Source organism: Tateyamaria rhodophyticola, assembly GCF_047777875.1.
Lineage (GTDB): Bacteria > Pseudomonadota > Alphaproteobacteria > Rhodobacterales > Rhodobacteraceae > Tateyamaria.
In genome coordinates, this window is sequence record NZ_CP180519.1 from 3,761,898 (window position 1) to 3,774,207 (window position 12,310).

At 65.6% G+C, this 12,310-nt stretch carries 11 protein-coding genes; 9 read left to right on the top strand and 2 right to left on the bottom strand.

Features of this window, described 5'->3' with window-relative positions:
* Positions 1 to 99: 99 nt before the first annotated feature.
* On the top strand, positions 100 to 1,137 hold the full coding sequence (locus tag ACERHN_RS20110; protein ID WP_415920783.1) for a succinylglutamate desuccinylase/aspartoacylase family protein: 1,038 nt from the start codon (positions 100 to 102) through the stop codon (positions 1,135 to 1,137).
* Between the two features lie 6 nt (positions 1,138 to 1,143).
* Here ACERHN_RS20110 and ACERHN_RS20115 read toward each other — a convergent pair whose 3' ends face one another.
* Positions 1,144 to 2,619: a divergent polysaccharide deacetylase family protein gene (locus tag ACERHN_RS20115; protein ID WP_415920784.1), complete on the bottom strand. Its 1,476-nt coding sequence runs from the start codon at positions 2,617 to 2,619 to the stop codon at positions 1,144 to 1,146.
* A 166-nt stretch (positions 2,620 to 2,785) separates the two neighbouring features.
* On the opposite strand from ACERHN_RS20115, the gene ACERHN_RS20120 reads away from it, so the two are divergent.
* The 7 genes from ACERHN_RS20120 to lexA all read left to right on the top strand — a co-directional run bounded on the left by ACERHN_RS20120 (position 2,786) and on the right by lexA (position 8,617).
* Positions 2,786 to 3,367, top strand: a complete 582-nt coding sequence (locus ACERHN_RS20120) for an anthranilate synthase component II (RefSeq protein WP_415920785.1) — start codon at positions 2,786 to 2,788, stop codon at positions 3,365 to 3,367.
* The gene (gene trpD / locus ACERHN_RS20125) at positions 3,364 to 4,380 is read left to right on the top strand and encodes an anthranilate phosphoribosyltransferase (RefSeq protein WP_415920786.1); all 1,017 of its coding nucleotides are present in this window, start codon (positions 3,364 to 3,366) and stop codon (positions 4,378 to 4,380) included. Before ACERHN_RS20120 ends, trpD begins: the two co-directional genes overlap by 4 nt.
* Positions 4,381 to 4,458: 78 nt before the next feature.
* Positions 4,459 to 5,274, top strand: coding sequence for an indole-3-glycerol phosphate synthase TrpC (trpC, locus tag ACERHN_RS20130; protein ID WP_415920787.1), 816 nt, complete (start codon positions 4,459 to 4,461; stop codon positions 5,272 to 5,274).
* A gap of 1 nt (position 5,275) precedes the next feature.
* Positions 5,276 to 5,749 (top strand): cyclic pyranopterin monophosphate synthase MoaC, encoded by a 474-nt coding sequence (gene moaC, locus ACERHN_RS20135; RefSeq protein WP_415920788.1) that lies wholly within the window; start codon positions 5,276 to 5,278, stop codon positions 5,747 to 5,749.
* Entirely contained in the window at positions 5,746 to 6,645 is a 900-nt protein-coding gene (locus ACERHN_RS20140) for a GIY-YIG nuclease family protein (protein ID WP_415920789.1), read from the top strand. Before moaC ends, ACERHN_RS20140 begins: the two co-directional genes overlap by 4 nt.
* Positions 6,642 to 7,814 (top strand): gephyrin-like molybdotransferase Glp, encoded by a 1,173-nt coding sequence (glp, locus tag ACERHN_RS20145; protein ID WP_415920790.1) that lies wholly within the window; start codon positions 6,642 to 6,644, stop codon positions 7,812 to 7,814. The genes ACERHN_RS20140 and glp overlap by 4 nt, the downstream gene beginning before the upstream one ends.
* A gap of 107 nt (positions 7,815 to 7,921) precedes the next feature.
* Entirely contained in the window at positions 7,922 to 8,617 is a 696-nt protein-coding gene (gene lexA, locus ACERHN_RS20150; protein WP_415920791.1) for a transcriptional repressor LexA, read from the top strand.
* 32 nt (positions 8,618 to 8,649) lie between these two features.
* Here lexA and ACERHN_RS20155 read toward each other — a convergent pair whose 3' ends face one another.
* The gene (locus ACERHN_RS20155) at positions 8,650 to 10,731 is read right to left on the bottom strand and encodes a ComEC/Rec2 family competence protein (RefSeq protein WP_415920792.1); all 2,082 of its coding nucleotides are present in this window, start codon (positions 10,729 to 10,731) and stop codon (positions 8,650 to 8,652) included.
* A gap of 77 nt (positions 10,732 to 10,808) precedes the next feature.
* Between ACERHN_RS20155 and gltX the strand changes: the two genes are divergently transcribed.
* Positions 10,809 to 12,215: a glutamate--tRNA ligase gene (gene gltX / locus ACERHN_RS20160; protein WP_415920793.1), complete on the top strand. Its 1,407-nt coding sequence runs from the start codon at positions 10,809 to 10,811 to the stop codon at positions 12,213 to 12,215.
* Positions 12,216 to 12,310: the final 95 nt, after the last annotated feature.

The window sequence follows — 12,310 nt, forward strand, 5'->3', positions numbered from 1 at the left end:
GCCGGACCGGACAAAGGGCGCCGCGTGCGGCAGACCGGCCCTCCGGGGGGGATTTTCTTGGAACAGAGACGTGGATGCGTAGCGCATCGGGGGTGACGCGTGGCGCGTAATTCCGTGCAGATTGGTGGGCAGAGCGTGGCGCCGGGAACGCGGGCGTCGGTGGCCTTGCCGGTGTCGGCCATGCCGGATCACACGCCCGTCGATCTGCGGGTCGAGGTGATCCACGGCAAGCGGCCCGGACCCACCGCCTTTGTCAGTGCAGCGGTGCATGGCGATGAGGTTGTGGGGGTCGAAATCGTGCGGCGCTTGCTGCGCTCGCCACAACTGGACAGTTTGCGCGGCACGCTGTTGGTGGTGCCGATTGTGAATGCGTTCGGCTTTCTCGCGCGGTCGCGCTACCTGCCGGATCGGCGTGACCTGAACCGCTGTTTTCCCGGCACGGGCAGCGGATCGCTCGGCGGGCGGCTTGCGCATATCTACCTGAATGAGGTTGTGCTGCGCTGTGATTTCGGGATCGACCTGCATTCGGCGGCGGTGCATCGGACCAACCTGCCACAGATCCGTGTGACCCCGGGCGATGCCACCACGGCCGCGATGGCGCGCGATTTCGGTGCGCCGGTCATTCTGACGTCCCCCTTGCGCGACGGATCCTTGCGCGGCGAGGCCGCGGCACGCGGCACGCCGGTTCTGCTTTATGAGGCGGGCGAGGGTCTTCGGTTTGACGAATTTGCGGTGCGCGCCGGGGTGGCGGGCATCCTGCGCGTGTTGCGGGGGCAAAACATGGTGGCGGCCAAAGGCATTGCCAAGGCGCGCGCGCCATCGCTGATCTGCCGCAGTTCCAGCTGGCTGCGTGCGCCATCGGGCGGGCTGTTGCGCACATTCCGTGCCGAAGGGGACCTTGTGGCCGAGGGCGACGTTCTGGCCGCCGTGTCGGATCCCGCAGGGGCACAGGAAACCGAGCTGTGCGCCCCCGGCCCCGGCATCCTCATCGGGCGCGCGGTGTTGCCGGTGGTCAACGAGGGCGACGCGGTTTTCCATCTGGCCACGCTCAGCCCGCAGGCGGACGCCGACACGGTGGACGCCCTGACCGCTCAGCTCGAGGCGGATCCGATGTTTGACGAGGATGAGATCATCTGATCCTGCTCAGCCATCCGTCTCCGCCAGCGTCTTGAGCACATAAGACACCGGCGCGAGCGCGACACGCTGTGCCCTGTCCTGCAACCCCCAGAGCAGCAACGCCGAAATCGTATCGGGGCGCAACCGGCCCACCATGATCACGCCCCCTTCCTGATCAGCGCGAAATGCAGCCTGATCGAGAAACCGCCGGATTACGGTTGGTGTCTGGTCCGCGCTGTCGAAATCGCGAAAGACGAGGCCCGCAGGCACACCCTCGCGCAGGGCCAGCTTTTGCGCCGTGTTCAGCCCTTTGGACTGCAGGACCAGCCCGTGACCGGAGGCCAGCACCGCTTCGGTGATCTGATCGGACGCATCGCGGCTTTCCTGCAGACCATTGCCCACCCCTTCCATCACCGCGACGGCTTCGGGCACGCGGTCGAGCGCCGCCGACAGGGTGATTTCGGTGTCCGAGCCGGTGGCCCCTGCGGGCAGATCGACAAGCGCCATCACCTCGAAACCTTGCGCCCGGAACTCTGCGGCGCGGGCAGCAGCATCGGCCAGCTGCGCATCAACGGCAAAGGTGAGCGGATAGGGAAAGCTCTTGAGCGCAGCGAGGCCCACCGGACCGCTGGTCAGGTCCGTGCCTGTGTCCATCAACACGATGGACATGACCGGTTTGTCGTCCGGATTGTCAAATGCCGCCGCGAATGCGTCGATGGGGCGCTGATCCACCGGCGCGGCTGCGACCTCTTCCGCAGGCTCAGGCGCGCGATCGACAAGCGATGTGGCGGGACGCCCGATGGTGGGACGCCCGGTATCGTCGGTCGCATCCTCTGTGCTGGGCAGGGCTGCGACGTCTTCTTCGGCTGGTGCATCCGGCGCATCCGGTTCCGCCGGGGTTTCCGGGGCGTCGGCGGTTTCCGGTGCTTCGGGTGCCACGACGCTGGCCGTCTCCGGTGCAGGCGCTTCGGCATCCGGTGCCTCTGGCGCGGTTCCGGCCTCGGGCGCGGTGACGCCGTTGTCAAAGGCGGTGCCTGTTTCGGGCAGCGCAGGCGACGGCGGCTGCGCCGGATCGGTCGAGATCGACAATTGCCCTTCGGTATCGGGGGCCGCCACCAATGCGCCCTGCGGACTTGGCAAGACCGGGGCTTCGGTATCCACCGCGACCGCACCGCTTTGCGCCGGATCGGCCGGGTCGTTGAGGTCATCCGCCGCGCCGGTTTGCGGCACAGGGGCAGTGTCGGAGCCCGCTTCGGCGGCGGCTGTCACCGTGTCTGCATCCGGGCTCGGCACTTGCGGGGCATCCGTGTCCCGCACCAGGTCCGCATCCGTCACGGCGTCCGCCCCGGCCGTACCACCGAGCGCGGGGGCCGACACCGCTGCCGGGCCATCGGCACCCACGCGCGGCCCTTGCGGCGGCGTGCTCACAATGGACGCCACCCCTGCCCCCAAGATGCTCACGACGCCGCCCATGACCACGCCGCCGAAAAATCCTCGTGCCATCGCTCTCGTGTCTCCGCCTGTTAAGTGTGCTGCACCCCCGCTTTGCGATGTGGTGCACCCCTGCTGTCCCGATCCTGTCCATGCCCTTGACGCCACCGGCCAAGCCTGAACATGTTGGCGCGACTATAAAGGCCGAAACGCCCCTTGAGAACACCGAAGACGGACCATGCTGCTTCTGATCGATAACTACGACAGTTTTACCTACAACCTTGTGCACTATCTTGGCGAACAAGGGGCCGATGTGGTTGTGCGCCGCAACGATGCGCTGGACGTCCAGGAGGCGATGGGTATGCGCCCGGATGCCATCCTGCTGTCGCCCGGCCCCTGTGACCCGGATCAGGCGGGCATCTGTCTGGCCCTGACGCAGGCGGCGGCGGAAACCCGCACGCCGCTTATGGGGGTGTGCCTTGGCCACCAGACCATCGGTCAGGCCTTTGGCGGCAAGGTCGTGCGCGCCGATGAGATCGTACATGGCAAAATGGGCACCATGCACCATGACGGCAAAAGCGTGTTCAAGGGGCTGCCCTCGCCGTTCCAGGCAACGCGCTACCACTCGCTGACCGTAGAGCGCGACAGCCTGCCCGACTGCCTCGAGATCACCGCAGCACTTGAGGACGGCACGATCATGGGTCTCGCCCACCGCGAGTTGCCCATTCACGGGGTGCAATTCCACCCCGAAAGCATCCGGTCCGAACATGGGCATGCGATGTTGCAGAACTTCCTCGATCTGGCCCCGGTGGCGGCATGAGCGACGCCCTCAAACCCCTGATCGACGACGCAGCCAACGGACCGCTGACCCGGGCCCAGGCCGAAGCCGCGTTCGAGATCCTGTTCGACGGTGATGCCACGCCCTCGCAGATCGGCGGGCTGCTGATGGCCCTGCGCACCCGTGGTGAAACGGTGGATGAATACGCCGCGGCCGCCGCCGTGATGCGGGCCAAGTGCAAACCCGTGATTGCACCGGACGGTGCCATGGACATCGTGGGCACGGGCGGCGATGGCAAGGGGACGCTGAACATCTCCACCGCCACCGCCTTCGTGGTCGCGGGCGCAGGCGTGACCGTGGCCAAACACGGCAACCGCAACCTCAGCTCCAAATCCGGGGCGGCCGATGCGCTGACACAGATGGGGCTGAACGTGATGGTCGGCCCCGATATCGTCGAACGCTGCCTGACAGAGGTGGGGATCGGCTTCATGATGGCGCCCATGCATCACCCGGCCATCGCCCACGTCATGCCAACACGTGCCGAACTGGGCACCCGCACGATTTTCAACATCCTGGGTCCGCTCACCAACCCCGCCGGCGTGAAACGCCAGCTGACCGGTGCCTTCTCCCGCGACCTGATCCGCCCCATGGCCGAAACCCTGGGACAGCTGGGATCTGACGCGGCCTGGCTCGTGCACGGCTCCGACGGCACGGATGAGCTGACGATCACCGGTGTCTCCTGGGTCGCAGCGCTCGCAGACGGCACCGTCACAGATATCGAAATCCACCCCGAAGATGCGGGCCTGCCGGTCCATCCCTTCGGCGACATCCTCGGCGGCACACCGGAAGAAAACGCAACGGCCTTCCGCGCGCTGCTCGACGGGGCACCGGGCGCCTACCGCGATGCCGTGCTGCTCAACGCCGCCGCCGCCCTGCACGTCGCAGGCGAGGCCACCGACCTCAAGGACGGCGTCGCAAAAGCTGCAACCGCCATCGACAGCGGTGCCGCGAAAGACAAGATCAGGATGGTGGCCGCGATCACAAGCAGCGCTTGATCCTCCTTCATCTCGCAAAATAAACTCCGGGGGTCCGGGGGCTGGCCCCCGGTCCGACATTTCATCAGGACCGAACCCATGACTGAAACGATCCTCGACAAGATCAAGGCCTACAAGCTCGAAGAGGTAGCCGCCGACAAGGAGGCCAAGCCGCTTGACGCGGTTGAGGCCGAAGCGCGCGCCGCACCCCCCGTGCGTCCCTTTGCCGATGCCCTGCACCGCGCGAGCCGCGAAGGCTATGGCCTCATCGCCGAGATCAAGAAGGCCAGCCCGTCCAAGGGGCTCATCCGCGCCGATTTCGACCCCGCAGCGCTGGCCGAAGCCTATGAGACCGGCGGCGCCACATGCCTGTCCGTCCTCACCGACACGCCCAGCTTTCAAGGCGCCAAGGAGTTTCTCGTCGCCGCCCGCGCGGCCTGCGAACTGCCCGTGTTGCGCAAGGATTTCATGTACGACACCTATCAGGTGGCCGAAGCCCGCGCGCTTGGGGCCGATTGCATCCTGATCATCATGGCCTCCGTCAGCGACGCGCAAGCCGCGGAATTGGAGGCCGCCGCCACCGAATGGGGCATGGACGCGCTGATCGAGGTGCACGACGCCGACGAACTGGAGCGCGCGAGCGCGCTCTCCAGCCCCCTCATCGGCATCAACAACCGCAATCTCAAGACCTTCGAGACCTCGCTCGACACCACCCGCACCCTGTCCAAACAGGTGCCCGCCGACCGCACCATCGTCACCGAAAGCGGGCTGACCACGCCGCAGGAGCTTGGCGACATGGCGATGTACGGCGCGCGCTGTTTCCTCATTGGCGAAAGCCTGATGCGGCAGGACGACGTGGCCACGGCCACCCGCACCCTGCTGGCCAACCCGCTCACCGCAGGCGGAGGCATGTAAGATGGCGCTCACCCATTTCGACGACAGTGGTGCGGCCCATATGGTCGATGTCTCGGACAAGGACATCACCGACCGCATCGCCACGGCAGAGGCGCATATCAAAATGGCGCAAGCCACGTTTGACCTGATCACCGAAGGCCGCGCCAAAAAGGGCGACGTGATCGGCGTGGCACGGCTTGCCGGGATCATGGGGGCCAAGCGGACGTCGGACCTGATCCCGCTCTGCCATCCACTGCCCATCTCCAAAGTGTCCATTGACCTCGCCCCCGACCCGGACCTGCCGGGCCTGCGCATCACCGCCACGGTGAAAACCACCGGCCAGACCGGGGTGGAAATGGAGGCCCTCACCGCCGCCTCCACCGCCGCACTCACCGTCTATGACATGGCCAAGGCCGTGGACCGCGCGATGGAAATCGGCGGTCTGCGCGTCGTGCTCAAGGATGGCGGCAAATCAGGCCGGTACGAGGCCGAATGACCCCCGGTGGCCGGTCGCTGGAGCTGTTCTTTGTCGACGGTCGCCCCGACGGCCTTCTGACCGCAGAGGTGTTCAACTGGACCGGCCACGTCCTGCGCATCCCCCGCACGCAAATCGCACAGGGCCTTGCCCGCGCGACGGCCGCGCGCACCGGGGTCTATATCCTCGTGGGCGAGCGGGACGGCGATCCGCTGGCCTATATCGGTGAGACGGAAAACATGGCGACGCGGCTGCAAAACCATGTCGCGGGCAAGGACTGGTGGGATGTCGCCATCCTCATCTCTGCCGCCGGTGACGTGCTGCACAAGGCGCATGTGAAATATCTCGAAGCGCGGCTGATCGAAACGGCGCGCGCGGTTGGGCGTGTTCCGCTGGACAATGGCACCGCCCCGGCACGTCCCGGCCTGACGGAGGCTGCGCGCGCCAATATGGAGGGTTTCCTCGACGTGCTGAACATGGTCCTGCCTGCGATCCGGCTCGACATGTTTCTGGACAAGACCCGCGCATCCGAGCCCACCGCAGCGCACGCGGCGGATGGCCCGACAGCGACCTTTGTCCTGCGCACCCCCAAACACGGGGTTGAGGCCACCGCCATTCTTCAGGATGGCGAGTTGGTGGTGCAAAAGGGCAGCACAGCCCGCGCCACATGGGCCGGGTCCACCGATGCCAAAACCCACTATGGCGATCTGCATGCCGCGTTGCTGCGCAGCGGTGTTCTCGTGGTGCAGGGGCGGCATGCGACCTTTGCACAAAACTATGCGTTCAGCAGCCCAAGTGCGGCAGGCGCGGTTGTGAATGGCCGGTCGACCAATGGCCGGGTCGCCTGGATCGAAGACAGCTCGGGCAAGACATTTGCACAATGGGAAGCCCTGCAAATTGAGAAGGCATTGCCATGATTTCTGTCGCCGAGGCTTTGGACCACCTGTTTTCCCTCGCAGATCCGCTGCCGTCGGAAACGGTGCCTTTGCGCGCCGCGGCACACCGGGTTTTGGCACAGGACGTGGCCGCCACGCGGACGCAGCCGCCCTTTGACGCGTCTTCGATGGACGGCTACGCGCTCAAATCGGTCGAAGCGGACCTGCACGCGCAGTTCAAGGTCGTGGGCGAGGCTGCCGCCGGTCATGCATGGGACGGCACGGTGGGACCGGGTCAGGCGGTGCGCATCTTTACCGGTGCGCCGGTGCCTGCGGGTGCGGACCGCGTCGTGATCCAGGAAAACATCACCCGCAACGGCGATCTGATCACCATCACCGATGACAGCGACACAAAAAGCAACATCCGCCCCGCCGGTGCCGATTTCGCCCAAGGGACGCGCATGACCGCCCCCCGCCTGCTCAGCGCGGGAGACGTCGCGCTGCTGGCCTCCATGAACATCGCCGAGGTGCCGGTGACCAAACGCCCCGTGGTCGCACTGATTTCGACAGGCGACGAATTGGTGGTGCCCGGCGAGACACCCGGTCCGGATCAGATCATCGCCTCCAACACGTTCGGCCTTGCCGCACTGCTGGAACGCTTCGGCGCAGAGGTCCGCATTCTTCCCATCGCGCGGGACAACGAAGCGTCCCTGAAAACCGTGCTGGGACTGGCACGTGGCTGTGACCTGGTGGTGACCATCGGCGGTGCATCCGTCGGGGATCATGACCTCGTCGCGGGGGTCGCGGCGGGCATGGGCATGGAGCAGAGCTTTTACAAAGTGGCGATGCGACCGGGCAAACCCCTGATGGCGGGGCGTCTCAACGGCACGCCGATGATCGGCCTGCCCGGCAACCCGGTATCCGCGATGGTCTGTGGCACCGTGTTTGTCGTGCCGATGCTGCGCGCCATGATGGGCCTGCCGCCCGCCCCTGCGCCGCAGGTCAAGCGGACGTTGTCCGCGCCGCTGGGTCCAAACGGGCCGCGGGCCCATTACATGCGCGCCATCATGGATGGCGACAGCGTGCGCGACGCGGGCGCACAGGACAGCTCGCTCCTGTCCGTACTCGCCGCTGCAAACGCGCTCATCCTGCGCCCACCCGGTGATCCGGCCCGCACATCCGGCGATCTGGTCGATGTGATCATGCTGTGACCCTCACTTCTCGTATTGCGAGAGTTGTTGACACAAAACAAGAACGTCCGTAGAACAAAGCCAAAATATGGCCGTCGAATGACGGCTTTGGCCATGGAGGACCGGGCATGTTGACGAAAAAGCAGCTGGATCTGCTGGAATTCATCCACAAGCGCGTGCAGCGCGACGGGGTGCCGCCCAGCTTTGACGAGATGAAAGAGGCGTTGGACCTGCGGTCCAAATCGGGCATCCACCGTCTGATCACCGCGCTGGAAGAACGGGGGTTCATCCGCCGCCTCGCACACCGTGCCCGCGCGATCGAGGTGGTGAAGCTGCCCGACAGCATGGCCAACAAGGGCGGCTTTACCCCCCGTGTCATCGACGGCGACCGCCCCGATACACCGCCGCCCCCCGCGGCCCAGTCGGTTGAGGCCGCGCATGCGATCGAACTGCCCGTCATGGGGCGCATCGCCGCCGGTGTGCCGATCTCTGCGATTTCCGAAGTGTCGCATTCCGTGGCCGTCCCCGGCCAGATGCTCTCCGGTCAGGGAGAGCACTATGCGCTGGAAGTCAAAGGCGATTCGATGATCGAAGCGGGCATCAACGACGGCGACGTCGTGGTGATCCGCGAAACATCGTCGGCCGACAATGGTGACATCGTAGTGGCTCTGGTCGAGGACCACGAAGCCACGCTGAAACGCTATATGCGGCGCGGCGACACCATCGCGCTGGAGGCGGCAAACCCGGCCTATGAAACACGCGTGTTCCCGGTTGGTCAGGTCAAGGTGCAGGGCCGGCTTGTCGGATTGATCCGCACCTACTGATCTTCAGTGAACCGCGCGTGATGAAAGCAGGCCTACGGGCCTGTTTTTTGCGTTTGCAGGGCGATTTTGTCCGCATCCGCGGGCAGCGTCAGATTGGGCGCTGGCAGGTCGCGCCAGCTGGACCACAACCGGTCACCCGCGATGTCTCGCGCCGTGACAATCCGCGCTTTGCCGTCCTCAAAGTGGACCGCGACCGCACCTGTGGCGCGCAGCACTTCGGAATCCAGCACGAGGCACGCCGCCGGTGCCTCAAGATCCCCATTTGCCACAACCAACGCGCCCGGTGCACAGCCCGCAAACGCGCCAATCGCGCGCTTTCCATGCACATGCTGCACGGCAATTTCGGGCGCGTCCCAACGGGCAAAGGCCGTTTCCTGATCCGCATTGTCGCCGTCATTCTCAAGCCAGTTGCGCGCGACAAAGCCCGACCCTTTGCCCCGGCTGAGCGCGCGCCCGTCGTCGGTACGCACACCGACAAGCCCACCGGTGTCGGACACCAGCACATCCGGGCGCGTATCCACCTGCCACATCGCCAGGGCGGCCAGTACGGCCGCACAGCCGGCAAACCGGCTGCGCCCCTGCCACAGGATCACGAACAGCGCCCCAAGCGCCATGAGCGGCAGCACCGCAGCCTGCGGCCCCGCGACAAACCGTTGCGCCCCCCCAAGCGAGGCCACGAAATCCGCCACCCAAAGGATCCACCGCAACCCATGCCCCATGATCCAGAGGCCGATCCCCTCGGCCCCAAACGGCGCCAGAACGGCGGCAAGGACAGAGGCGGGCACAACCACACTGCCCATCAGCGGCACCGACGCGAGGTTCGCCAGCAATCCGTATTGCGCCATCGCGTTGAAATGCGCGGCCCCTATCGGCGCCGTGGCCAGCCCTGCAACAGCGGATGAAATCACAAGGCCAAACACCGCCTGCCCCCAGCCCCGGCGCAGCCACGCCTGATCGCGCAACATTCCAAACACCGCAACCAGCGCCGTGGTTGCGGCAAAGGACATCTGGAACCCGGGGCCAAGCAGCGCTTCGGGCTGCCAGGTGAGGATGATCAGCGCGGCAATCGCCACACCGCGCAGCGACAGCGCCCGCCGGTCGACCATCACCGCGCACAAGGCAACCGCAACCATGACAAAGGCGCGTTCGGTCGCCACGTTCCCCCCGGACAGCGCCAGATACCCCGTCGCCGCCACCAGCGCCCCGCCAGCGGCCAGCTTGCGCGCGGGCCAGCGCAGCGCGATCGGCGGGATCAGCGCAAAGATCAGCCGCAAAAGCCCGAACACAAAGCCGCTGAGCAGCCCCATATGCAGCCCCGATATGGCCAGCAGATGCGCCGTGTTCGCCGCCCGCAGATCGTTCAGGCCATCCTGACTTATCCCGCTGCGGTCACCGGTCGTTACGGCGGCGGCAAACCCGCCCACATCCCCCGGCAACGCCGCGCGCACCGCATAGGAGATTTCCATTCGGATGCCGAAGACCAGCTGGCGCAGGTCAAAGGCGGCGGCGTCAGAGGCCACAAGCGGCACACGGGAATACCCCACCGCACCAAGGCGCGCGAACCAGGCATGGCGTTGAAAGTCAAAGCCGCCGGGTTCCACGGGCCCGCCCGGCGGGCTGAGATGCGCCGTCGTCATCACGCGCAGACCGGGTGTCGGCGCCACGCCCAGATCGGGATCACCATGCAGCGATATGCGCACCCGCACGGGCGTATCCTGCGGTGCCACACGGTCCAGCCGCACCTGATCCAGCGTCAGGCGCACCGCGTCCGACCCGCTGCGGTCCATGCCGACAATCCGCCCTTCGACCGGGCCGTAATATCGCCAGTCGATCACGGGTCCCGCCAACATATGGGTCCGCAGCGCCGCCACGCAGAACCCAAGCGCGATCATGGCCAGCAGGACGGCGAACGGCCCCGCCGTTTCCCACACCCTGCGTGACGCCAAAAAGCTAAAGATGCCACAAACAGCGACGCTGGCGATCACGGTCACGGATGGCTCAAACCGCAACCCGAAGAAGATGGAGATCCCGACGGCCATGCCCACCGGCAACCAGCCAAAGAGGTGCCCGCGCTGGCATGCAATCATCAGGCCAAACCGTGCGCCAAGCCCCATGCTTGCCCCTCCTGTCCATGCCGCGTATCAGGAGCCCAACATTTATCCCCTCCATGGTTACCAAGAGGTAAACGCTCATGTCCGAGCCCCGTCCGGTCGTCACCCGCTTTGCCCCCTCACCCACCGGCTTTCTGCATATCGGCGGTGCGCGCACCGCCCTGTTCAACTGGCTCTTTGCGCGCCGTCATGGCGGCACGTTCCTGTTGCGGATCGAGGACACGGACCGCGCGCGGTCCACGCCCGAGGCGACCGATGCGATCCTGGACGGGATGGCGTGGCTGGGCCTTGACCACGATGGCGACGTCATCAGCCAGTTTGACCGCGCCGACCGGCACGCAGAGGTGGCGCATACGCTTCTGGCCGAGGGTAAGGCGTACAAATGCTTTGCCACGCAGGACGAGATTGCCGCCTTTCGCGAGGCTGCGCGCGCCGAAGGCAAATCGACGCTCTACCGCTCGCCCTGGCGGGATGCCGATCCCGATACGCACCCCGACGCGCCCTTTGTGGTGCGGATCAAGGCGCCGCGTGACGGCGAAACCGTGATCCGCGACGCGGTGCAGGGCGACGTGACCATCCGCAACGATCAGCTGGACGACATGGTCCTGCTGCGCGCGGACGGCACGCCCGTCTATATGCTGGCCGTGGTCGTGGATGATCACGACATGGGTGTGACCCACGTGATCCGCGGCGATGACCACCTCAACAACGCCGCGCGGCAGATGATGATCTATGACGCGATGGGCTGGGACGTGCCGGTCTGGGTGCATATCCCACTGATCCACGGGCCGGACGGCAAAAAACTGTCGAAACGGCATGGTGCGCTTGGGGCCGAGGAATATCAAAAGATGGGGTATCCTGCGGCGGGCATGCGCAATTACCTGGCCCGGCTGGGCTGGAGCCATGGCGACGACGAGTTTTTCACCGACGCGCAGGCGCGGGAATGGTTCGACCTGGATGGTATCGGCAAAAGCCCCGCGCGGTTCGATCTCAAGAAGCTCGAAAACCTCAGCGGACAGCACATCGCACAGGCCGATGATGCCGCACTGCAGCAGGAAATCACGGCCTATCTGGCCGCCACAGGTGCAACAGCATTGAAACAATCACAAAGTGATGGGCTGATGGCGGCCATGCCTCACGTCAAGGAACGCGCCAAGACGTTCCCGGAACTCCTTGATAAAGCGCATTTTATCCTCACAGAGCGGCCTGTAACACCAGACGAGAAAGCTTCAAAAGCGCTTGATTTGGTATCCCGTGGTATACTGACGCAATTGACGCCGCAGTTGCAAACCGTTACTTGGGACCGTGACAGTCTGGAGGCGGTCCTGAACGATTTTGCTGCATCGCAGGATACCAAATTTGGCAAGTTGGCAGGGCCGCTGCGTGCAGCGCTTGCGGGACGTGCCGTGACCCCTTCGGTCTTTGATATGATGCTGGTTCTGGGACGCAAAGAAACCCTGGCCAGGCTCGAGGATGCTGCCGCCTGATCGGGTTACCCTTCGTTCACGCATTGCAGCCTAACGATGGGTGGCGCGCATCTGCGTGACACCTGTGGGTAGGCCTCCCTGCCCTGCGATGAAAG

What these genes read in the sequence shown, in the direction of transcription:
- ACERHN_RS20140 (WP_415920789.1), top strand. Translation starts at nt 5,746, where the DNA reads ATGACCCCCGGTGGCCGGTCGCTGGAGCTGTTCTTTGTCGACGGTCGC.
- trpD (WP_415920786.1), top strand. Translation starts at nt 3,364, where the DNA reads ATGAGCGACGCCCTCAAACCCCTGATCGACGACGCAGCCAACGGACCG.
- lexA (WP_415920791.1), top strand. Translation starts at nt 7,922, where the DNA reads ATGTTGACGAAAAAGCAGCTGGATCTGCTGGAATTCATCCACAAGCGC.
- gltX (WP_415920793.1), top strand. Translation starts at nt 10,809, where the DNA reads ATGTCCGAGCCCCGTCCGGTCGTCACCCGCTTTGCCCCCTCACCCACC.
- ACERHN_RS20155 (WP_415920792.1), bottom strand. Translation starts at nt 10,731, where the DNA reads ATGGGGCTTGGCGCACGGTTTGGCCTGATGATTGCATGCCAGCGCGGG.
- trpC (WP_415920787.1), top strand. Translation starts at nt 4,459, where the DNA reads ATGACTGAAACGATCCTCGACAAGATCAAGGCCTACAAGCTCGAAGAG.
- ACERHN_RS20120 (WP_415920785.1), top strand. Translation starts at nt 2,786, where the DNA reads ATGCTGCTTCTGATCGATAACTACGACAGTTTTACCTACAACCTTGTG.
- ACERHN_RS20115 (WP_415920784.1), bottom strand. Translation starts at nt 2,619, where the DNA reads ATGGCACGAGGATTTTTCGGCGGCGTGGTCATGGGCGGCGTCGTGAGC.
- glp (WP_415920790.1), top strand. Translation starts at nt 6,642, where the DNA reads ATGATTTCTGTCGCCGAGGCTTTGGACCACCTGTTTTCCCTCGCAGAT.
- moaC (WP_415920788.1), top strand. Translation starts at nt 5,276, where the DNA reads ATGGCGCTCACCCATTTCGACGACAGTGGTGCGGCCCATATGGTCGAT.